19 protein-coding genes are annotated in these 21,353 nt (G+C 46.6%); 4 read left to right on the top strand and 15 right to left on the bottom strand.

What is annotated here, in order from left to right; genetic code table 11:
• Positions 1-9 precede the first annotated feature (9 nt).
• The 6 genes from H6A12_RS08835 to H6A12_RS08810 all read right to left on the bottom strand — a co-directional run bounded on the left by H6A12_RS08835 (position 10) and on the right by H6A12_RS08810 (position 5,281).
• Positions 10-570: a hypothetical protein gene (locus H6A12_RS08835; protein ID WP_204447009.1), complete on the bottom strand. Its 561-nt coding sequence runs from the start codon at positions 568-570 to the stop codon at positions 10-12.
• The gene (locus H6A12_RS08830; RefSeq protein WP_204447007.1) at positions 570-2,690 is read right to left on the bottom strand and encodes a vWA domain-containing protein; all 2,121 of its coding nucleotides are present in this window, start codon (positions 2,688-2,690) and stop codon (positions 570-572) included. Before H6A12_RS08830 ends, H6A12_RS08835 begins: the two co-directional genes overlap by 1 nt.
• Before the next feature lie 16 nt (positions 2,691-2,706).
• Positions 2,707-3,273, bottom strand: a complete 567-nt coding sequence (locus tag H6A12_RS08825) for a TasA family protein (protein ID WP_204447005.1) — start codon at positions 3,271-3,273, stop codon at positions 2,707-2,709.
• Positions 3,274-3,426: 153 nt separating this feature from the next.
• Positions 3,427-4,062, bottom strand: coding sequence for a TasA family protein (locus H6A12_RS08820; protein WP_204447003.1), 636 nt, complete (start codon positions 4,060-4,062; stop codon positions 3,427-3,429).
• A 94-nt stretch (positions 4,063-4,156) separates the two neighbouring features.
• Positions 4,157-4,705 carry a TasA family protein gene (locus H6A12_RS08815; RefSeq protein ID WP_204447001.1) on the bottom strand — a complete coding sequence of 183 codons (549 nt, stop codon included), beginning with the start codon at positions 4,703-4,705 and terminating at the stop codon, positions 4,157-4,159.
• Between the two features lie 45 nt (positions 4,706-4,750).
• Entirely contained in the window at positions 4,751-5,281 is a 531-nt protein-coding gene (locus H6A12_RS08810; protein ID WP_204446999.1) for a signal peptidase I, read from the bottom strand.
• Positions 5,282-5,618: 337 nt separating this feature from the next.
• Between H6A12_RS08810 and H6A12_RS08805 the strand changes: the two genes are divergently transcribed.
• A complete protein-coding gene (locus tag H6A12_RS08805; protein ID WP_204446996.1) occupies positions 5,619-6,755 on the top strand; it encodes a tyrosine-type recombinase/integrase in 1,137 nt (378 codons plus the stop codon).
• Positions 6,756-6,911: 156 nt separating this feature from the next.
• On the opposite strand, the gene alr is transcribed toward H6A12_RS08805, so the two are convergent.
• The 6 genes from alr to H6A12_RS08775 all read right to left on the bottom strand — a co-directional run bounded on the left by alr (position 6,912) and on the right by H6A12_RS08775 (position 12,101).
• Positions 6,912-8,093, bottom strand: a complete 1,182-nt coding sequence (alr, locus tag H6A12_RS08800; protein ID WP_204446994.1) for an alanine racemase — start codon at positions 8,091-8,093, stop codon at positions 6,912-6,914.
• A gap of 47 nt (positions 8,094-8,140) precedes the next feature.
• A complete protein-coding gene (locus tag H6A12_RS08795; RefSeq protein WP_204446992.1) occupies positions 8,141-8,323 on the bottom strand; it encodes a hypothetical protein in 183 nt (60 codons plus the stop codon).
• Between the two features lie 258 nt (positions 8,324-8,581).
• The gene (locus H6A12_RS08790; protein WP_204446990.1) at positions 8,582-9,037 is read right to left on the bottom strand and encodes a nucleoside deaminase; all 456 of its coding nucleotides are present in this window, start codon (positions 9,035-9,037) and stop codon (positions 8,582-8,584) included.
• Between the two features lie 6 nt (positions 9,038-9,043).
• Positions 9,044-10,099 carry a CPBP family glutamic-type intramembrane protease gene (locus H6A12_RS08785; protein ID WP_204446988.1) on the bottom strand — a complete coding sequence of 352 codons (1,056 nt, stop codon included), beginning with the start codon at positions 10,097-10,099 and terminating at the stop codon, positions 9,044-9,046.
• 159 nt (positions 10,100-10,258) lie between these two features.
• The gene (locus H6A12_RS08780; protein WP_204446987.1) at positions 10,259-11,359 is read right to left on the bottom strand and encodes a Gfo/Idh/MocA family protein; all 1,101 of its coding nucleotides are present in this window, start codon (positions 11,357-11,359) and stop codon (positions 10,259-10,261) included.
• A gap of 19 nt (positions 11,360-11,378) precedes the next feature.
• Entirely contained in the window at positions 11,379-12,101 is a 723-nt protein-coding gene (locus tag H6A12_RS08775) for a ThuA domain-containing protein (RefSeq protein WP_204446986.1), read from the bottom strand.
• Positions 12,102-12,258: 157 nt separating this feature from the next.
• On the opposite strand from H6A12_RS08775, the gene H6A12_RS08770 reads away from it, so the two are divergent.
• Entirely contained in the window at positions 12,259-13,089 is an 831-nt protein-coding gene (locus tag H6A12_RS08770; RefSeq protein ID WP_204446985.1) for a helix-turn-helix domain-containing protein, read from the top strand.
• The gene (locus H6A12_RS08765) at positions 13,067-14,104 is read left to right on the top strand and encodes a uroporphyrinogen decarboxylase family protein (RefSeq protein ID WP_204446983.1); all 1,038 of its coding nucleotides are present in this window, start codon (positions 13,067-13,069) and stop codon (positions 14,102-14,104) included. The genes H6A12_RS08770 and H6A12_RS08765 overlap by 23 nt, the downstream gene beginning before the upstream one ends.
• A gap of 116 nt (positions 14,105-14,220) precedes the next feature.
• Here H6A12_RS08765 and H6A12_RS08760 read toward each other — a convergent pair whose 3' ends face one another.
• The 3 genes from H6A12_RS08760 to H6A12_RS08750 all read right to left on the bottom strand — a co-directional run bounded on the left by H6A12_RS08760 (position 14,221) and on the right by H6A12_RS08750 (position 17,685).
• The gene (locus tag H6A12_RS08760) at positions 14,221-15,711 is read right to left on the bottom strand and encodes an ABC transporter substrate-binding protein (RefSeq protein WP_204446980.1); all 1,491 of its coding nucleotides are present in this window, start codon (positions 15,709-15,711) and stop codon (positions 14,221-14,223) included.
• Between the two features lie 65 nt (positions 15,712-15,776).
• Entirely contained in the window at positions 15,777-16,715 is a 939-nt protein-coding gene (locus tag H6A12_RS08755; RefSeq protein WP_204446978.1) for a carbohydrate ABC transporter permease, read from the bottom strand.
• A 16-nt stretch (positions 16,716-16,731) separates the two neighbouring features.
• A complete protein-coding gene (locus tag H6A12_RS08750) occupies positions 16,732-17,685 on the bottom strand; it encodes an ABC transporter permease subunit (RefSeq protein WP_204446976.1) in 954 nt (317 codons plus the stop codon).
• Positions 17,686-18,204: 519 nt separating this feature from the next.
• Between H6A12_RS08750 and H6A12_RS08745 the strand changes: the two genes are divergently transcribed.
• Positions 18,205-21,312, top strand: a complete 3,108-nt coding sequence (locus H6A12_RS08745; RefSeq protein WP_243415423.1) for an alpha-mannosidase — start codon at positions 18,205-18,207, stop codon at positions 21,310-21,312.
• Positions 21,313-21,353 lie beyond the last annotated feature (41 nt).

Raw genomic sequence — 21,353 nt, 5'->3', positions numbered from 1 at the left:
TACGCCCCCTCATTCTGTGATGTTTCCATCCGCATCAACCGAAACGCCCCATGCCTCAGTCACTGCCTTCGCCGGTTCGCTCTGGATGGCTTCCGCCAAAACCTCAAGCACCTGACCTTCTTTCAACTGATAGCTTTTAATCAGCTCCGGTGTAAACTCACCTGCCGCAACCGGTACTTTGCAGTAGTAATATGCACCGATTTTCACCCAGTCAGTCAGATTGAGGTCTTTATCTTGAGGCAGTTCACCTGCGCCGCCGACGATCGTATCGCCCTCTTTGTTATAACTCACCAGACGCACACGGATATATGCCGGAATATCGGACGTATTTTGAATACGTACATTCTCTTTGAGTCCGGATTCCGAATCAAAATTCTCATCCACCGCACACGAAACATGACTTGGATCAAAGGTATTGATAACCGGGTTCGTTTGTGCTGTCAGCCATGCAATCGTTGCACCGACGGTACCAATCACCAGCACAAGAGCGGCACACAGCGCGATCAGCTTTTTGCCGGTCATCCGTTTTCTGCGTTTGATCCGCACATGATTTGTTTCATACAATAACATTATTGTGCCCCTCCTTCCGCATATGCATTCACGCAGGCATTATAGCCGTTGAGCCACTTCGGATTCCGCTCACTGTTTGTGCAGATAACTGTCTGCGCCAGGTTGCTCAAATCAATCGTGACTGTCGGCTGATCGTATGACTGCTCACCATACCGCCATGACCATGCAGTTTCCTCGGTTACGTTATATTTGCCTTTCGGAAGTTTTTGAATCGTTGTACCGCTGTTTCCGTCAACAGTGACGGTCATGTAATACTTGCCGTCTTTCTCGATATTGAACACATATTTTTCATCGTCCTGACCGCCCTGCTTTTGAATGGTCAGTGTGCCGGACTGAACAAAGACTGTGAAGTCCTCTACAATAGCTGTCGCCGGAATCGTTCCTGTTGGATTGGGTGTAACAGCACAATCCACGGTATATACTGTATCTTCTGTCAGCGCAGGCATTCCGGTTTGACCGTCTGCCCACACCCAGCTGCCGGACGATTGACCTGCAGAAATCGTATACGTTCCGACTGTTTGATCACCGTTTTTGATCGTATACGAAATGTCCACAAACGCATTGTTTGTACCATCCACATATGCGGGTGTGTTGATACGGTTTGCCAGATCCGCTGTTTCCCCAAGGAAAATCGTCTGATTGGATGTGGTGTAGTTATACTCAATCGGCAGGTCGACCTTCTCCTCCAGAAGTGTGCCAACATTTGTGCTTCCCGATTGATACATACCGGATTCACCGCCGCCGCAAATCGGAATCTGATTACCGCCGATCATGTCAGCTTTTCGTTTCACGTCGAATTCGACAACCAGCTTTTTGCCATATGTTTGGTCTGATTTCGCTGTAGGTGTGACGCAGTTTGTGTTATAATCAAATCCTCTGACAGAAACGATATTGTTTTGTTTAGACACGGTAAGCTCGACCTGTACTTTATTCTCTTCGTCAAACTTTAAATCGCCTGTCGACGCAACGGTCGAACAGGTAACATCTCCGGTAATCTCAAAATAAGGAGAAATGGTTTCTTTGAGCACAGCGCTTGTATCCAGCTGAACATGAGATTCCAGTGTTTTGTTCACAATATCCTCAAAGACCTGATTCAACGCATCCGGGTCTTTTGCCGATTTGTAATAGCCGGCGTTTGTGTCACAAGTATAGTTTGCGGTGATTTTCCAGCCATATGCTGTCCACAAATCCCAGTCATGCGCGAGATATGTTTCTGCAACTAATCCCAAGTTCTTTGCCTCAAATGAATTGCTGGAAAGATAATTGAAAAATCGATTGTTTGCCGGAATGTCTCTTTGAAATGGAGCAGTAATATCTCCGTCATCCCAATGACTTTCAACCGCGCCATCAGAATTACAATGAAATCCTGAAGCACCATACAATTCATCTGGATTTGCTTCATTAAACATACCGATCGAATACACCAGTGCACCCTGCTGTTTCATTTGGTAAGATGTTGCAATGGCCTTGCTTGCCATTCCGGACGAAAAGTCATAAGAACTGTCTTTGGGCGTACCGGAAGACAGTACAATAACAACTTTCTGATGCTCTTTGGGATGTTCATGGTTATCATCATAATCGCCATTCATCAGTTCGTTTGCCACAGTCATTGCCTCGTCAATATGTCTGTAACGATCATTATCAACACCCAGTGCCTCTATTTTATTACAAAGTTCTGTTTCTACAGTATCATTGCGTAATTCTGTAAGCGTCGGTGTTACCTTGGTGGCAGTATCACTATAAGAAACAATGCCCACATGATGATGATAGGTATCTGTATAACTGTCACGCAGGGTATGAATAAACTGCTCAGCGGCCTCTTTCATTGCCTGCAAACGTGTTGTGTTGCCAAAGCCTTCGTCCATGTTGTTGGATGTATCGAGCACCAGCACGACATCCAGCGGTTTATGTGCTGAAGTGACATACGAATCAAGACGAATATGATAACTGCCGTCATCATTTTGCTCAACGGACGAGCCAATCATCAGTCCATCTCCCTGTGGTGTAATCACCGGCACCGATTTCGGTGCTGTTCCCTGCGCCAACACGGTTCCCATCGGAAGCACCGCCGCGATTACCAGCGCAAAACAGAGAAGAATGGATAACATTTTGCGTTTCATCTGTTATGCCTCCTTTTTATTCCTGCGGCCATCCGGATGCGTTCAAAACATCGCTGCCGTTGTTCTGAGACTGAACGGCCTGTGCTTGTACTGTGATGGTCGCTTTGCTGTTCTGATACAGGTTGTCCATATCCTGCCCAAATGTCACTGTTGTAAACAGCGGTGTGGTGATTTCGTTTGCCGCAACCGGATGCTTGTAATAGTAGTATCCGTCTTTCTCCACCCAGTCTGCAGTATTAAAATCAAGCTGAATCAGACTTAAATCGACTTCGCCGCTCATACCCTCAGCAAGCGTGATTGCTTTTTCCACTTCAATCCGTACATATGCCGGATTGTCTCCGACGTTTTCAACCTGCACGATTTTGGACACTTCCTGACCTGCAACGATGCCCGACAAATCTTCAAATTCACCGGGTGTTTCCTGTCCGTCCACGGCGGTCGTTTCTTTCAGTTCGATTTCCACGTTTCCCGCCGTCACCACGTTGGTCGCAGTGTCACTCGCCGTGAAGTATGCCAACGTGCCGTATGCAGCGATTGAAAGGCACATGACCGCCAATGCAATCGCCAACAATTTCTTTTTCATGAGATCATCCTCCTTGTCTTTCCCTTTTTATTTTCAGCCCGCTTTTGGCAGGGCATATGCAAACACTCCCGTTCCGCGCAGAACCGGAATATCCGCATATACCCTGCCCTCGACAGAGAGCAGGGAGATATGTATGCGTTACATGTTCAACAATTATTTCACAATTACTTCATCAGGGAACAGCGCTTTGAAAGCAGCTTCACGGCTTGCCGGTTTATCAGTTTCGTCATAGAAACCTTCTGCCTGAATTGCATAAGCAGTCACTGTGATTTCATATGTGCCGTCTGCTTTGATCATCTCTTGTGTTACTTCAGCCGGAACTTTCACTTCATCAAAGTATGTAACAGACTGACCAGCCTCTTTCGGACTCAGTACACCAAGAATGACATAATCCGCGCCAATCGCCATAACTTTCGGTTTTACTGCACTTGTAAACCAATCCTTAACCGCAGCCGGCAGCTCTTTTTTAGTTGCTGTTGCATATTTGTTGAGCAAATCAATAAAATCTGCAGACATCTGCACTTTCATGAAGGTGTATGCTTTTTCACTGCCTTCTGCAACGGTGATGGTCGGATCTTTCGGAATTGTTTTTCCCGGAATCAGATCTTTGTTATTGATATCTGCATCCCACTTCGGCTCGGTCAATGTGATGTCAACATTGCCGACGGTGAATGTGTTGGTTTTTTCTTCGGTGGTATCAGTGAAGTATGCCAAAGAAGAACCAACGATTGCGGTTGCTGCCAGTGCAGCTGCCAGTGCGATAGAAACGATTTTTTTCTTTGCGTTCATGATTGAACTCTCCTTTCATTTTGCGAATATATTTGACCGGTTATGGTTGATTGATAACCGGCGATCGCCATACAATCAATCTGTGTGTCTGCACTTACGGCTGAACTTTTGCCCATGCTGCTTCAGGTGTAAATGTATCTTCACCATTCTGCATCTGCACAGCATATGCGGTAAATGTCAGCGTCGGAGCTGTTTCAGGTGCTTTTATGATCGCGTCCATCATCTTTTTTGTTACAGTGTCTTTTACCGCAACTTTATTGTCTTTGAGTACCGGGAACGGTTGGTCTGCTGCATTGTTTTTGACCTCACGGTAATAAACGCCTTCTGAAAGTACCGTCCAGCCGTCGGCTGTTTCAAATGTCATAAACGTATCGAAGTTTGCCGATTTCTCCACTTTTACGAACAGATAGCAGTCTTCGCTGTTTGCCTTGACGGTTGCAGTCGGATCTTTTTCAATGGTGATGCCCGGAACCATTTTATAGTCATTTCCGGTTGTTTCGTCGAGCTCAATGTCAATGTTGCCGACAGTGAAGGTATTTGTCACCGGATCGGTTACATCAGTGAGCCAAGCGATTGTGCCGCCGATTACACAGCAGCATACGAGTGCCAATGCGATGATTGGGATGAAAATTTTCTTTTTCATCTGTGTTTCCCTCTTTCTTTTTGTTTTTTATTAAATAACGTCTTTTCACTGCGGATCAGACGATATTTCCTGCTTGTCTTTCTCTTTTTTGAAGGCACGCACAATGTCCGGGAGGAAAATCAGCAAAAGCAGAATCGCCCCTGCTGCGATCGCCAGATACATTCCGGGCGGTTTTTGCACAAAGCTCGCCACATATCCAAGATACGGAATCGAAAACACCGGCACACCAATCAGATTTTTAAAATGGACCGGTGCACCGTCCGGACTTTCATTTGCATCACCTTTCGTGTAAAATAATTCATTCACCGCATCTATTTCGATGACACGATGCGTTGCAACAACAAGGTCTTCATTCAGCACAAATGTAATTGCTTGTCCGACTTGAACGTCCTCGGGACGTACCTGTTTGACGTAAATGAGTGAACCGGTTTGATACGTCGGTTCCATACTTCCCGAAAGAACAGAATACGGTGTAAGTCCAACCAGCCGTACGCCGACCAACAGCACCGCAAACACGACAACTGCAATCACAAGCACCGTTGTAAGCGCTTTGATTCCTTTTTTCATTCGACTCATATCAAAAAACCTCTGCAATTTTGTTTCGTTATTTTTCTTGTTGTTTGCAAAATAATTGCAGACAAATCGGGCATCCTATTGCTGTATTTAAAAGAAATAGACAGAATGTATCATTTTCCAGTCTTTCATAGAGTTTCACCCTCTGCGTAATTCTAATTATAACACATTTTTTCTTAAAAGCAACAGTTTATCAGAATAAAGTTGACTTTTTTAAAGACATATATATTCTCGATTGTAAAAATATATGAAAGAAAATGAACATTTTAACCAATAAGCCGTCAAATTCTCCGTCAAAAACTGACGGAAGATTTAATATAGAGAGAAAGGATGATCTACAATGCCAAGAAGAGGAGAAAACATCTACAAGCGCAAAGACAACCGTTGGGAGGGACGATATATAAAAGGACATCTTCCATCCGGGAAAGCGCAGTTTGGATATGTTTATGCAAAAACATATCAGGAAGTCAAAAGAAAGCTGATTGAGCAGCAAGCTCTCTACTGTCAGCAGCCGGAGCTTGTGCAAAAGCAACATGTCAGCTTTTCGGTTTATTGTGATCAATGGATTTTGTTAAACCGAGATCGTGTGAAAGAATCCACATGGATTAAGTATCGGAATATTGTAAACAACCATATCAAACCGCATATCGGGCAATATACTGTGCAGAAGCTGGATGCGGTTGTGCTCGAGTCATTCAGTCATACGCTGTTGGTCAGCGGCGCACGAAATAAAGAAGGTGGATTATCCGCCAAAACGGTAAAAGATATTCTTGTTGTTGTGCATTCGATTTTAAAATATGTCCAAAGAAACACAGGGAAACAATGTCCTTCGTTTCAAATGATTTATCCGAAACAATACAAAAAGCAAATGCGTGTGCTGTCAAAAGAAGAACAGGAACGATTGATTGCATACTTGCTGCAGGAAATGGACGCATGCAAGTTTGGTGTTTTGCTGACACTGCTCACCGGCATGCGAATTGGTGAAGTATGTGCGCTTCGGTGGCAGGATATTTCTATTGACGAAAAAACCATCCACGTTTGCAATACAATGCAGCGCCTGCAGAAAATCGAAACACGTTGGACGTCGCAGAAAACACGCGTGCTCATTACCGAACCGAAAACGGAGTCTTCAAACCGGATGATTCCGCTGACGGATTATGCGGTGGCACTGTGCAAACAATGCTATTGTGAAAATCAATCCGCGTTTGTTTTAACCGGAACAGAACAATTCATGGAACCGCGGACGCTCCAGTATCGCTTGCACAAATACACCGCAGACTGCGGACTTTCTGAGGTCCATTTCCATGTACTGCGCCATACGTTTGCAACACGATGTGTGGAAGTTGGATTTGAGGTGAAATCGCTCAGTGAAATTCTGGGGCATTCCTCTGTACAGGTCACATTGGACCGGTATGTTCATTCATCTTTGGACTTAAAACGAAAAAACATGAACAAATTGGCGGCAATCGGTTTTTAACCGATTCGCCGTCTTTTTTGTTGTCATACTTCCGCCTTTCAGCGACAGCAAAGCGTTTTTCTTGATTTTTAATAAAGGGTGAAACTCTACGAAAAAATGAGAAAATAGAAAAGCCATCACGATTGTGATGGCTTTTTTTATTGCTAAACGATAATTTTATGTTTCAGTCAAATAGTCAATGACCGTTCTTGTTTCGCCGTGAGACTGATACACACGCGGAACACGCCGTCCAATCAGGCACATCAGCTCATAGTGAATCGTCTGACAAGGCTGTGCCAGGTCGTCAAACGAAATCGCTTCGAGCCCATCCCGGCCAACAACGGTAACGGTATCGCCCATTTGAACATCGGGGATATCTGTGACATCCAAAACCAATTGATCCATACAGATATTTCCGATAATCGGTGCACGTTTTCCGCGAATCAGCATCGAACCTTTATTCGAAAGCAAACGCGGATATCCGTCTGCATATCCGATCGGAACGGTCGCAACACGCATCGGTCGAGATGACACAAACGTGCGGTTATACGAAACAGCGGTAGACGCCGGGATTTCTTTCACCATGGAAACGGTGCTGTACAGCGACATCACCGGTCTGAGTGCAAACGGAAGCGGTTCATGGCTCGGTGCATATCCGTACAGCACAATGCCTGCCCGTGCCAGATCAAACGATTCGCTGCTGCAAAACGCGATGCCCGCGCTGTTTTGCAAATGGTACGAATCAAAGCGAATGCCGCGGGTGAGCAGTGCCTCACGAATCGCGTTGAATCGTTCTGTTTGCAGTTTGGTATACGCATCCGACGAATCATCGTGTGCATCCGCGCTCGAAAAATGCGAAAACAGTCCGCAGCAGTTTAATCCCGGCAGACAGCAAATACGTGCGATTGCATCTGCCGCCGATTCTGTCGGTTCTGTGCAAAAGCCGATGCGGCTCATGCCGGTGTCAAGCTTGATATGACAGTTGACACGCACCTGCTTTTCCTGACACACCTCATTGAGCGCCAGCGCATACTCAGCCGAAAATACAGCTTGTGAAATCCGGTTTTCCACAAGCTCCATTGCAGCTTCCGGCGGTGTATATCCCAAAATCAGAATTTTTCCGTTGATACCGTGACGCCGCAAATTGAGCGCCTCGTTGATATTCGAAACCGCAAACGAACGAACGCCTGCATCATAAAGCGTCTGCGCAACCATACGGTCGCCGTGGCCGTATGCATCCGCTTTTACAACCGCCATCACCGAAACCGATGACGGCAAATGTGCACGAATCTGCGCATAGTTAAACTGAAGTGCATCCAGATCGACAACCGCCCAGGTCCGTTTATAAAAATCTTTCATCAAATTGTTCCCCCATGCAAACCTCTGTGAGTTCGCACCGTATTTTGTCAATATGTTTTATGTGTCAACAGCGAAATGCCGGTAATGTTGAATAACACAGATCCGACAACGATCCAAAATCCAATCGTTGAAGCAGCAAGTGCTAATGAAATTACGCCAATCACAAAGGCACAAATACCAATCAGCAGCACAATCCATCCGATTTTTCGGATCGGCGAAGCTTGTTTCATACGGATTTTCGCCTCCTTTTCTTTGTCAATGCTTTTATTATCATACATCATTTTATGCGCAAAAACAACCGTAAAGAAGTCCTGTTTCTATTACGCTCTGTACAATCAGAAAGACAAAATGGGTTTTTAAACATATTCCACACGGTTTTCAACAATGTTAAGTAAAGAAACTGCGGAATCGCACGGGTTTTCAACATGGTTCTCAACAGCTGTTGAAAACTTCTCCGCAATTCAACATTTACAGCTTGTATATTTCTCTTATTTCCGGAGCGTTTCAAAAAACTCGGAAAGCAGTGCTTTGCACGCAAATTCCCGAATCCCGCCGATTACCTGCGGCGTATGATTAAATCCCATCCGGCAAAAATCACAAAGTGTCCCTGCACAGCCGGCTTTCACATCATACGCACCAAACACCACCGTATCAATCCGTGCATTGATAATCGCGCCCATACACATCGGACACGGCTCGAGTGTGACGTACAGCGTGCAGCCCGAAAGCCGCCACGAACCGACCGTTTCACATGCGGCTGCAATCGCATTGATCTCCGCATGTCCGAGCGCCGTGTGATTCTGTTCTCTGGTATTATGTCCGCGTGCAATCACGCAGCCGTCTTTGACAATCACACACCCAATCGGCACATCCTGCGATGCATGTGTGCGCTTGGCTTCCTCGATCGCCAAATCCATATAATCAGAATGCTGTAATTTTCTCATATATGCTCACCCGATAATCTGAACGCTTTCAAACACGCGAATCAACAGCAAAAACAACAAGACGAAAAAGAAAAAGGTAGAGCAGAAATTCGCAAATTTTAACCGATTGGTTGTGTGGTCATTCGGATGAATCAGACGAAATGCATTTTGATCAACGCGAATGAAATGGATACAGCATAAAAACGCAATCGCCAGAATCAGCACACAGCTGACCAAACAGATCACTTCTGCAAGCGACGGTTCCAGCATATTGCGCACGAAATGAAACAAACTACGGATCAAATCACAGCCGCCGCGTGCGAAAAGTGCTGTATGCAGACTTCCGCCGCGAATCACAAAATATCCGGCACACAGCGAGAACACAAAGACTGACGCTGCTTCCTGCAAATCCTTTGCCATTAAAACCGACAAAATCGCACACGCAAAAATAGCAAAGCCATCGCCGTAGCGACGCAATACGGTCAGTGCCATTCCGCGCAGAAATACTTCAAACAGCAGTGAGATTACAAGCGTGAGTATGACTTGCAGAAAAAATACATCCAGAGAAAGCGATTTTTCAGATGTATGTGTTGAAAACACATATCCGAATGTTTCCGTAAACTCTCCAAGCATCATGCCCACAATTTCACCAAGCAGACCAAACGCAATGATAACCGGAACACCAATCATCATGACGCCCTTTTGTGCAGGCCGGAAAATCGGTGCGTTTAGAAATGCGGTACGATACACGAGTGCCGTCAGCGCAAGAATCAGCAGAACAACCACCAGATGTACAGAAAACAAAACGGATGCATTGATATAATCAGACATCTCAATCCATCCGGTTGACAGATTGATCGTGATATTCATGCCAAGATAATAAAACAAATAGATAAACGGCCGCACAAGCGCCTGTGTTGCCAAAAAATACACCAAAATCATGCAGCAAAAAAACGAAGAGGCATGGCGCAGTGAATTCAAATAGCGCAGACGGTTATTCACAGAAATAAACCCAAGCCCGTCAATATACGTAAGACTTCCGTCCTCCGCTTGTTTTTCCGCTTTGTTCACGGTATGACGCACAAGAATGCTCCTTTCCGAGTCTTTTTTTCAGTATACCACAAACCGAAAGACCGTTTGAATCGTTTTTGTAAACATTTCGCAATTTCGCCGATTGACCCGTCAAAAAAAGGCACGAATCATTTTGACTCGTGCCTTTTTGGGGTGAAAATAATTTCTGAATCAGTCTAAAACGCCTTTCAGTACAGCCGGTTTCATCGGTGCTTTCCGCTCAAAATGTGTGGTCAGCGGAATCGTTTTCTGTTCATCGCTGCTCTTTTTAAATGCTGTGAGGATTTCCAGCACATGCAGTGTCTGTTCATACGATGCACGCGGATCACGTCCTGTTTCGAGCGCTTTTGCCATATCGGCAAGACCGAGCGCACGGCTGTTTTCCTCATAATCAAACAGCAGCGGCAGTTCTTTCATCTCATGGTCACGGCTGTGGAACAGTTTGATCGGACCGCCGAATCCGTTCGGGTCCGGGACAATCAGTGTGCCCTCGCTGCCGTAAATCTCAAACCGCGGCTGTGTGGGATAATACACATCAAACGTGGTGAAAATGGTTCCCACAATACCGCTGTCAAAGTGGAGCATGCCCATGACAGAAGTGGGGACGTTGACCTGAATGGTCTCGCCGGCATGCGGTTCGCTTGTGATCATACGGGTGGCAAACGGTGTTTTTGTCACACCGGTGATTGCTTTGACGCCGCCCAGCAGGTTTACAAGTGCTGTGACATAGTATGGTCCCATATCCATCATCGGACCGCCGCCATACTGATAGTAAAAATCCGGATCGGGATGCCACGATTCATGGCCGCGGCAGATCATAAACGCCGCTGCGCCGACCGGTTCACCGATCATACCGCTGTCAATCAGCTTACGGCATGTTTGAATACCTGCACCCAAAAACGTGTCCGGTGCGCCGCCGATCATACAGTTTTGCTCCTTTGCAATGCGCACAAGCTCGAGTCCCTCTTCAAACGAAGCACCCAGCGGTTTTTCAGAATAGACGTGTTTGCCTGCCAGCAGCGCACCCTTGCTGACTTCGAAATGCTCATACGGTCTTGTCAGGTTCAATACAATATCGATCTCATCGTCGGCAAACAATTCTTCCATCGTATCATAAATTTTCGGGACATTGTACCGCTCTTTTGCGGATTCCGCCCGTTCTTTGATCAAGTCACAAACCGCCACCAACTCGATCTCCGGAAAATGCTTCGTAATATTTTCAAGATAGATGCCGCTGATTGCACCGACACCGACCATTCCAACTTTCATCATGGTGAATTTCCTCCCGCAGTTAATACATTTTTGCGCTGTTTTCAAATCGGTCCGTTGTAAGATGATGTTCTTCTGCAAACGCCTTGCCTTCTCCTGCCCAGACCATGCCGCGTTCCATCAGAACCTCAGCAGTCGGTGATTTGTCGAACACATCATCATGATGACCAAGTGACGTGTAAAACACGCGTCCGTTTCCCCAGAATTTCGTCCAGCACACCGGCATATCCACCGGTTTGTTCGAAATGTGATTGTATGTCACAAGCGGGAATCGTGTGGTTGCAAGCACCTCAATCGCCGGATCAATATGCAGATAATAATGCTCGCTGCAAACTTCGAAATCAGAAAGACCCTCGGTGATCGGGCTCGAACCGTGACAGATATTGACCGTATACGAAATACCGTCGCCGCCCGGATGGCTCACCCACTGTCCGCCGGTCATAAACTGCCACTCCGTGTCCTCGCGGAAAGCGTCGCACATACCGCCGTGGCATCCTGCAAGTCCGACACCTGCACAAACCGCCGCAGAAATATTTTGCACATACTGGTGATCAATCGTACCCATCGTCCAGCATGCAACAATTAAATCAAGCTGTTTTAACGCCTCTGCATCGGCAAGACAGTCAAGCGTATCGGAAATCGTGACCTCATAGCCATGCTTTTCGAGCAAAGGCGCAAACCGTTTTGACGTAAGCTGCGGCTCATGACCATCCCAGCCTCCTTGAAAAATCAATGCACGTTTCATTAAAAATCCCCCTTTATCTTTTAAAAATGATTCATTTCCGTGCACAAAATGTGTGGTTTTTATCCTATTTCTATATTGACATTGTATCATGAAGCGGCGTATAATGCATAGCATAACCAGACAAAAAACACACATTTATTGCAGGAGGGTGGAAAGGTTGCTACCTTTTTATGAATATCGGACCGATCTTCTCCGTGTGGAAGAAGGCGAAGGATTATCTTTTCCGCCGCATCTGCACGTATCGCTTGAACTTTTATATGTAAGGTCGGGCACCATGCGCACATTCATCGGTGAAAAGGAATACGACGTCCATGCCGGTGACATCGCGTTTATTTTTCCGAATACGGTTCATGCATATGAATATGCGCAAAACGGCGTTCGGGCTGAGTTTTTGATGCTGATCTACAATGATACGCTTTCAAAATCACTGCAAACGCTTTTGCACGAAGCACTTCCTCAAACACCGGTGATTTCAAAAGACAAAATTCATCCTGATATTGTCTACGCACTGCATGCGCTGAAAGCAGAACAGGAAAACGACCGGCAGGAAGAAGTAATCACGCTGCTCATCAAACTTATCATGGCACGCGCTACCCCTTTGCTTTCACTTTCCTATATCGAAGATACGCGTGCTGGATTAACAGGTGAAGTCATCGAATATATTGTCCGACACTATCGCGAACCGCTTTGCCTGGAAGATTTGTCGCACAAATTCGGTGTGAGCCGTTATCGTGTTTCACGTATTTTTTCAAATGTGATTAAGACAAGCTTTCATGAATATGTCAATATGCTGCGCATCGGTTATGCGCAAAAATGCTTAACCGAAACGGATTTACCAATCCTGCAAATTACATTTGACAGCGGATTTGAGAATCAACAGTCATTCAATCGCGTGTTCAAGCAAAAAACAGGCTTGACGCCGCTTGCATACCGGAAAAAGCAAAAACAAGAAAGGATGAATTGTGATGAGTCATTGCTTAACGGTTGATCAAATGAAACAAGTCATTGAAGGAAAGGGACATGCGCCGCGCATTCCAATCACCTATCGTTTCTGGATCAACCCTGAAACATTCGGTGAACGAAAAGCAGAAGCAAAAGAAATTTTAGATGCTTATCCAGAAGATGTTGTTTCGAGATTGATTCGCATTCCCGATGTATTTGATGCACCGGAAGACGACAAAACATATCGCTGGGTACAAAAAGAGCGTCCGAAGCAAGAAAAAAAACTTGGAATCGATGCAGTGGTTGCAATTGAAGACTGGGATGAGCTTGACGATGTGCTCGAGCACTTTCCTGACCCAAACTATGTAAACTTGTTTGCACCGGGTCCGGATGCAGACGGTAAATATGTACTCGCCAACTGGTGGTACTGTCTCTTTGAGCGTCTGTGGTCATTGCGCGGTATGGAAAACGCACTGACGGATTTTTATACGAATCCGGATGAAGTGCATCGTTTATTTGACGCGCTCACAAACTTCTATTGCCGTGTAATCGAACGCTCCGCAAAGGAACTCCATGCAAACGGCATCTTTACTTCGGATGATATCGGTACACAAAACGGACCGTTTTTCTCGCTTGATATTTTCCGCACCTTCTTCAAACCGTACTATAAACGGATCATTGACACAGCACATGCAAACGGCATGCATTTCTGGCTGCATACCTGCGGAAACATCGAAATGTTCCTGCCGGAATTTATTGAGATTGGCCTGGATGTCATTCATCCAATCCAAAAATATACAATGGAGGAAGCGCATATCGCCAAAACGTACGGCGATAAAATCTGCATCTGGGCAGGTTTTGACGTACAGCAAACGATTCCGTATGGTACACCGGAAGATGTGCGCAAAGAGATTCGTTTTTTGATTGATACGTATTACCGCGCTGACGGACGTTTTATTCTGACTCTTGGAAACGCTGCAACCGCCGATACACCGCTTGACAGTTTGCGCGCATTGCTTGAAGAAACCGTATCTTACGGAACACAAAAATGCGCTGAATAAAAGCGATAATAAAAGGCAGGCAAATCAAATGATTTGCCTGTTCTTTTTCTTTCTTTTAAAACATATAAAAAAAAGAGAACCCAAAATGGGTTCTCTTTTTTTCATAATCTTAAAGATTATTTGCTTGCCATGTATTCGTCAACCTGTTTCTGGCACTCTTCGATGATTTTTCTGTAACCAGCAGCCTCGAGTTTTTGCATCATCTCTGCGATGGTTGCATCAGCATCTTCGTAAGCACCGCAAGCCAGAGCGGATGCGTACTGCTGGAAGATAGATGAGCAAGCTGCGATTTCAGATTTAACACTCTCTTCAACGAAGGTGAAGCCGATCAGATCTGTCGGAGTAGCGTTCAAAGACATCTCTTTGACGTTCTCGTACATATCCGGAGCAGCCGGAGCAGCCGGAGTCATGATCCAGGTGGAAGCCTGTGCGAAGGAACCCGGTGCCCACTGATCGTTCAGAGTTTTGATTGTGCCTTCTTCAGTCAGCTCATAGTTTTCGCCTTCAATACCGAATGCGAGCATGTTTCTGTAGTCTTTATCGGTGTTGATGTACTGCAGGTATTTCAGAGCTTCTTCTTTTTTCTCAGAGTTAGCAAAGATACCGTTCATAGAACCGATAACTGTAGCTCTGGAAGCGATCGGCTCGTGCTGAGCTTTGATAGCAACAGTGTAGTCTTTCTGGTTGCCCCAGATAGCTTCTGCGCCTTCCCAACCCTGTGCTTTGCTGACAACCTGATAAGTCAACTCAGATTCGATCTGCTGTGCATCCTGGTTTACGAGGCCTTCTTTTCTCCACATAGCCATCTCTCTGTAGTCAGCGAGTGTCTCTTCGTCGTCGAAAGTAGAGATGATTTTCACGCCGTCATCGCCGAGTTTGTCGCCGATGTGAATGCTGCCGTTGATCATATCCCAACGAGCTGCTTCAAAACCGTTAAGACCGGATTTGTTGAAGTTCAGCGGAGCTGTCAGGTCGTGCGGATACGGCTCGCCGCCGTTGTCAACGTACGATTTGATTTTACGGAGAAGCGGAGTAACGGTGGACAGTGCAGTGCCAACCTGATCAAATTCAGCCTGTGCACCAACGGTGTCGATAACGTACTCTTTGTTTACAGTCCAGAAGTTCTGAGCTGCAGAGTCTTTTGTTGTCGGAACAGCATAGATTTTGCCGTCAACAGTAGCTGCTTCCCAGAAGAACTCCGGCATGGATTTGTACAGGGTCTGGAACTCATCCTGTTTGAGCATCTCAGTCAGATCAGCGAGCTGGCCGGACTGTGCTGTAGAGATGTAGTTTGCAAACCATGCACATGTGAATGCGATGTCGTCTTTTTGACCAGTGGACAGAGCTGTTTTCAGTTTCTGTTCATTGTCTGTTGCCCAGTTGAATTTGACAGTGACACCGATGTCTTCAGCAGACATTTTGTTGAGTGCCTCAACAACTGTGGTGGTGTCTTTCGGCGGGTTGCCCCAGTGCCACCAAACAATTTCGACTGGTTCGTTGGTGTCTCCGCCATTATTCTCGCTGCCACCATTGTTGCATGCTGCGAACATCGATGCAACCATTGCTAAAGCAAGAAGGAGAGACAACAGTTTGATTTTGCCTTTCATAACGAAATCCTCCTAAAAAATATTATTTAAACCCGTAGATTTAAATACAACATTGTGAATGTCCATCAGCCTTTTACTGCGCCGATGGTAAGACCAGAAATGAAGTATTTCTGGAAGAACGGATACGAACAAGCGATCGGAACGACAATGACAACAACGAGTGCCATTTTCATACCGTCGGTGGGGAGACGAGCTGCAAGCTCTGTTGCCGATACACCGAGATACTGTGCTTGGTCGATCATGGACTGAATCTGACGTTCAATCTGAATCAGGAAGTACTGAAGCGGCCACAGGTTTTTGTTGTTGATATACATGAATGCCTGCCACCAGTCGTTCCAGTATGCAAACGAGAGGAACAAACCAATCGTTGCGAGTGCCGGAAGCGAGATCGGAAGTACGATCTGGAAGAAGATACGGAGCTGACTTGCACCGTCGATCTTACCTGATTCAATCAGGGAATCCGGAACCGTTGTCTGGAAGAATGTTCTCAAAATGATAACGTAGAACGATGCAACTGCCAACGGAAGGATCAAGACCAGAAGTGTATCCTGAATGTACAGGAACTGTGTGATGATGAGGTATGCGGAAACCATACCGCCATTGAACACCATCGGGATGAATACGATCCAGGTGTACAGTTTTTTGAATTTGAAGCTCGAACGAGACAGAACATAGCCCATCGAAGCATTTAAGAACAAGCCAAGAACTGTACCGCCGACCGTAACGACGATGGATACCAAGAATGAAGTGATGATCTGTGAACGGTTATTCCAAAGTTCTGCATAAGCGGCAAGTGACCATTTCTGCGGGAAGAACGAATAACCTACTGCTGCGATTGATGTTTTATCGGTCAAGGAAATGATGATGACGAAAATCAGCGGGATGACACAGCAGAGTGCTGCGATGATGAAGATGATCGAAAACAGAACGTTCATCGGTTTGCTGACACGGTTGAATTTCGCCAGACCCTCAAGTACCGGTTTTTCTTTTTTTGTTTTAGCCATTTTCATCCACCCCCTATTAGAAGAATGCGCTCTCGCGGTCAATCTTTGTTACAATTGCGTTCGCAATGAGGATACAGATACAACCAGCAATCGACTGGAAGAATGCTGCGGCCGAACTCATGCCAATGTCGCCCAATGTAATCAATGCAGTATAAATGTACACATCAAGCGTCATTGAAACAGGAAAGAGCTGCGATGTTGCTTTCGGCACCTGATAGAACAGACCGAAATCAGAGTTGAAGATTCTGCCGATTGCCATGATGCTCATGATAATCATGATCTGTTTCAAAAGCGGGAGTGTGATTTTTGTGGTCTGCTGCCATTTGGAAGCACCGTCGATAACAGCTGCTTCGTAGTATGTAGCATCAATACCGGTGATGGAAGCCAGGTAAACGACCATGCCGTAACCGGTGGTTTTCCAGATGTTCATAATAATCAAGATCAACGGCCAGTAACCGACTGCCTGCTGTCCGTACCAGTCTACTGTTCCTAAGCCAAGTGCGGTAAGCGCCGAGTTGAACAAACCTTTGTCCGGGCTCATGAACGCAAACAGGAAGTAACTTGCAACGATCCACGACATAAAGTGCGGGAGGAACATTGCTGTCTGACAGACTTTTCCGAGTTTTTGGCTGTAAAGGTTTGAAACCATGATTGCCAAAGTAACCGGAATGACAACACCCAAGATGATAAATGCGACGTTATACGCGATGGTCAGCCACAGTGATCTGATTGCGTCGCTGGTCATGAACATGAACTCAAAGTTCTCAAAGTTGCACCAATCGCTTGCAAAGAACGACGAGAAGAAGTCGCCGTCAACTCTCCAAGTCTTGAATGCGATCAGAAGACCGAACAACGGAAGAAAGCTGAACACCAGATACCAGATAACGGTCGGCAAAGATAATAAAATAAGCTCAAAATCGTCAAAGGTAAACTTTTTGCCTCTGACTTTTTCTTTTTTAACCTTCGCCATGTCTTCACTCCTATTCTTTTTTTAAAATTTACGCTGCGCTGCCAGTTCTCCCTGCACCCAAGCACCGAATCCCCTTACCGAATCATGCTTTATGCAAAGTGCCACACAAGCGCCCGTAGTGTATGTATATATATTACTATACTCGAAACAATTTTGCAATACTTTTTTTGCAAAAACACTAAATAATTTATTTGACGCTTATTCATAATGACGAAAAGCACGAAATCAGGCGTTTTTTTAAGCTTTGTGCCGACAAAACGGATACAAGCTGTATTTTCTTCGCCGCAGAAACGAAAATTCCGCCAAAATGACAGTTAAGATTCTTTACAGATAAACATGTTGCAAAGAAAAACACATCAAACGATGTTAATTATAGCATATATCGCACAAAAGTCAACCTTTATTTCTTTTTGATTGGCATTTTGCTTTGGTTATGTTATAATACAAGCACAGAACAAACGGAAAAGCAGGTGTTTTTTTGTGCACTGTCTTTTCTGTATATAAAGGAGGCATTTTTATATGATGAATGAGCCGCAAATCAAACGCATGCTCTCAAAGCTTTCGCAGCTTGAAGAAACGCTCGACCGCTATGTATTCAAAAAACAGGCGGAGCTTTCGGTTGTCAAATACGAAACAAAAGAGCTGTTAAGCCGCGCGCCCGAGGACGACACACTGTACACAGAAGTAAAACCGGGTGACACTTGGGGTGCAGAGCGTTCTTACTGCTGGTTTAAAGGAAGCTTCACCGTTCCGGCTGAACTCGCAGGCAAACCGCTCTACATCTACCCGCGTTTCGGTGCTTACGAGGCAATGCTGTTTGTTGACGGCGTGCCGTTCGGAAACTTTGCATACAAAATTTCCGAAACTGACCACGGCAACCACTACTGCGATCTGCTGTGCTTGGAGCCGAAAGCCGGACAAGTCATCGACATCGTGATCGAGGCATATGCCGGCCACTATGTCATCGGTACCCAGCCGTTTGAGCACTTCCCGGTACCAAGCTATCAGTATGCATTCGAAAGCATCGATATCTGCACGAAAAATCAGGACATCGCTGATTTCATCTATGACCTGCGCTGTTTGAATCAGCTGGCATCCACAATGGATGAATACAGCTTCCGCCGCGGCGATGTTGTTAACTGTCTTGCAAAAGTTCATGAAACCGTTTACTACTCGCCGGAACACACTGACGAAGCAGTCTGGCGCGCAGCACTCGCTGACGCACGCGAGATCATGCGTCCGTGTTTAGAGGCGAAAAATGCGGATTCCGCACCGAGTGTCGGACTTATCGGCCACAGCCACATGGATACCGCTTGGCTTTGGGACATTTCCGAGACGATCAAAAAATGTGCCCGCACCTATGCAAACCAGATGGCACTCATGGAAGAATATCCGGAGTACTGCTTCATTCAGAGCAGCGCATACCATTTAGAGCTCATGCGCCGTTATTATCCGGAGCTGTTTGCCCGCATTCAGGAAAAAGTCAAAGAAGGACGTTATGAGCCGAACGGCGGCGTTTGGGTCGAGTGCGACTGCAACATCACCTCCGGCGAATCGATGATCCGTCAATTCCTGTGGGGTCAGCGCTACACCGAGAAATATTTCGGCTACCGTTCCGACTGCTTCTGGCTGCCGGACACCTTCGGCTACAGTGCAGCAATCCCGCAGATCATGAAAGGCTGCGGCGTCGACTACTTCCTGACCACAAAACTCTCGTGGAACGACACGAACACCTTCCCGTATGAGACATTCATCTGGGAGGGCATCGACGGCACCGACGTGTTCACCCACTTCAACTGCACCCACTGCTGGCCGGACCCGAAAACGCTCATCGAGCGTACCGAGGGACGCGGCGCAGTCAACTCGCTGCAGCAGAAATCCGTGTCCGATTCCCGCCTGATTTCCTACGGTCAGGGCGACGGCGGCGGCGGACCGATGTTTGAAATGATCGAAATGTCCCGCCGTGTCAAAGATTTGGACGGCTGCCCGAAAGCATACCACACCACCGTTTCCGACTTTATGAAAAAGCTCGAAAAAGAAGCGGTCAACCCGAACACCTATGCCGGCGAGCTTTACTTGGAGCTGCACCGCGGTACGCTTACAAACCAGCACCAGATCAAACGCAACAACCGCAAAGCGGAAATTGCAATCCACAACGCTGAGATTCTGACCGTGTGCGACGCGATCAAAGAGAAAAAAGCGGCAGACGACAAAGAAATCCGTCCGTTGCTTGAAACGCTGCTCGTAAACCAGTTCCACGACATTCTGCCGGGTACCTGTATCCAGACCGCACACGAGCAGTCGCACCGTGAAACAACCGAGATCATCGAAAAAGCAACCGCTATGGCAAACGACCTCATCAAAGGCGAGGGCGAAGGCGAGCAGACACTCGTAAACCTGCTGCCGTTTGAATATGATGACGTCGTCTACCTGGATGCAAAAGACGGCTGCATCGTTGCTGACGACACCGTTGCACAGCAGTACGTCCGCGATCTGGATGACAATGAGCTTTTGGCACTTGCAGGCGTGAAAATTCCGGCAATGTCCTCGCTTACCGTCACACACGACGACCGCTGCGCTTGCGGAAACTTTAACTTCACTTATGAAAACGGCAAAGTGACCACTCCGTTTGCAGAGATCACCTTCAATGAAAAAGGCTATATGTCCTCGTTTATCGACAAACGCAACGGCCGTGAGCTGGTTGCCGGACTGCCGTTCAATACCTTCCTGATGGCAGAGGACGTGCCGAGCGCATGGGACAACTGGGACGTTGACGCAGACATTCAGCCGAAATTCAAAGACTGCGCAGAGCTTTTGAGCGAAGAAGTCATTTCGAACGGTGCTGCACAGCTGCGCATCCGCCGCACGTACAAGCTCTCCGACAAATCGTCGCTGCGTCAGGACATGGTCTTCCATGCACGCACACCGCGCATCGACTTTGAAACCGAGATTGAATGGCACGACGTCCGCCGGTTCTTAAAAACCGCATTCGATACCTCGATTCTTGCACGTCAGGCACGCCACGAGATCCAGTTCGGCTATGCAACAAAACCGACCACCCGCAACAATGCAATCGAGCAGGCAATGTTTGAGGTATTAAACCACAAATACACCGATTTGAGCGAAACACAGTACGGCTGTGCAATCTTAAACGACTGCAAATACGGCATCTCCGTCGAGGGCGGCAGCATGCGTCTGTCCCTGCACAAAGGCGGCATCCGTCCGGACCCGCGCGGTGATGCAGGTACCCACCGTGTCACCTACAGCTTCCTGCCGCATATGGGCGGATTCAGCGCAGAAACCGTTATCAAACCGGCATATGCGTTAAACTACCGTCCGCTCGTGACCGAGGGTCGTTTCATTCTGCCGCAGCTTCTCTCTGTGGAAAATGCGCCGAACGTCATCATCGAAACCGTTAAACCGTGCGAGGATGCACAGAACGCTTGCATCGTCCGTCTGTATGAGGCAGAGGGTACCTACGCTTCGTGCAAACTGGTTCCGGGCTTCGCTGTGACAAAAGCAGAAGAAACCAACATGCTCGAAGAACCGAAAGCAGAGCTCAATGCAAACGATATTGCGCTCACCTTCCGTCCGTTCGAGATTAAAACCATCAAACTGAGCTACTGATTCTCTGTTTGACCGGCTAAAAACCAAAAACACAAGGCGCC

The organism is Merdimmobilis hominis (assembly GCF_016901855.1).
In the GTDB taxonomy this organism is placed as follows: domain Bacteria; phylum Bacillota; class Clostridia; order Oscillospirales; family Ruminococcaceae; genus Paludihabitans.
Note: the sequence above shows the minus strand (reverse complement) of the source record. Positions and strands in the feature narration are given on the sequence as shown.

Coding starts and splice junctions, on each gene's coding strand:
- H6A12_RS08835 (WP_204447009.1), bottom strand. CDS start 570: ATGTTATTGTATGAAACAAATCATGTGCGGATCAAACGCAGAAAACGG.
- H6A12_RS08830 (WP_204447007.1), bottom strand. CDS start 2,690: ATGAAACGCAAAATGTTATCCATTCTTCTCTGTTTTGCGCTGGTAATC.
- H6A12_RS08825 (WP_204447005.1), bottom strand. CDS start 3,273: ATGAAAAAGAAATTGTTGGCGATTGCATTGGCGGTCATGTGCCTTTCA.
- H6A12_RS08820 (WP_204447003.1), bottom strand. CDS start 4,062: ATGAACGCAAAGAAAAAAATCGTTTCTATCGCACTGGCAGCTGCACTG.
- H6A12_RS08815 (WP_204447001.1), bottom strand. CDS start 4,705: ATGAAAAAGAAAATTTTCATCCCAATCATCGCATTGGCACTCGTATGC.
- H6A12_RS08810 (WP_204446999.1), bottom strand. CDS start 5,281: ATGAGTCGAATGAAAAAAGGAATCAAAGCGCTTACAACGGTGCTTGTG.
- H6A12_RS08805 (WP_204446996.1), top strand. CDS start 5,619: ATGCCAAGAAGAGGAGAAAACATCTACAAGCGCAAAGACAACCGTTGG.
- alr (WP_204446994.1), bottom strand. CDS start 8,093: ATGAAAGATTTTTATAAACGGACCTGGGCGGTTGTCGATCTGGATGCA.
- H6A12_RS08795 (WP_204446992.1), bottom strand. CDS start 8,323: ATGAAACAAGCTTCGCCGATCCGAAAAATCGGATGGATTGTGCTGCTG.
- H6A12_RS08790 (WP_204446990.1), bottom strand. CDS start 9,037: ATGAGAAAATTACAGCATTCTGATTATATGGATTTGGCGATCGAGGAA.
- H6A12_RS08780 (WP_204446987.1), bottom strand. CDS start 11,359: ATGATGAAAGTTGGAATGGTCGGTGTCGGTGCAATCAGCGGCATCTAT.
- H6A12_RS08775 (WP_204446986.1), bottom strand. CDS start 12,101: ATGAAACGTGCATTGATTTTTCAAGGAGGCTGGGATGGTCATGAGCCG.
- H6A12_RS08765 (WP_204446983.1), top strand. CDS start 13,067: ATGAGTCATTGCTTAACGGTTGATCAAATGAAACAAGTCATTGAAGGA.
- H6A12_RS08760 (WP_204446980.1), bottom strand. CDS start 15,711: ATGAAAGGCAAAATCAAACTGTTGTCTCTCCTTCTTGCTTTAGCAATG.
- H6A12_RS08755 (WP_204446978.1), bottom strand. CDS start 16,715: ATGGCTAAAACAAAAAAAGAAAAACCGGTACTTGAGGGTCTGGCGAAA.
- H6A12_RS08750 (WP_204446976.1), bottom strand. CDS start 17,685: ATGGCGAAGGTTAAAAAAGAAAAAGTCAGAGGCAAAAAGTTTACCTTT.
- H6A12_RS08745 (WP_243415423.1), top strand. CDS start 18,205: ATGATGAATGAGCCGCAAATCAAACGCATGCTCTCAAAGCTTTCGCAG.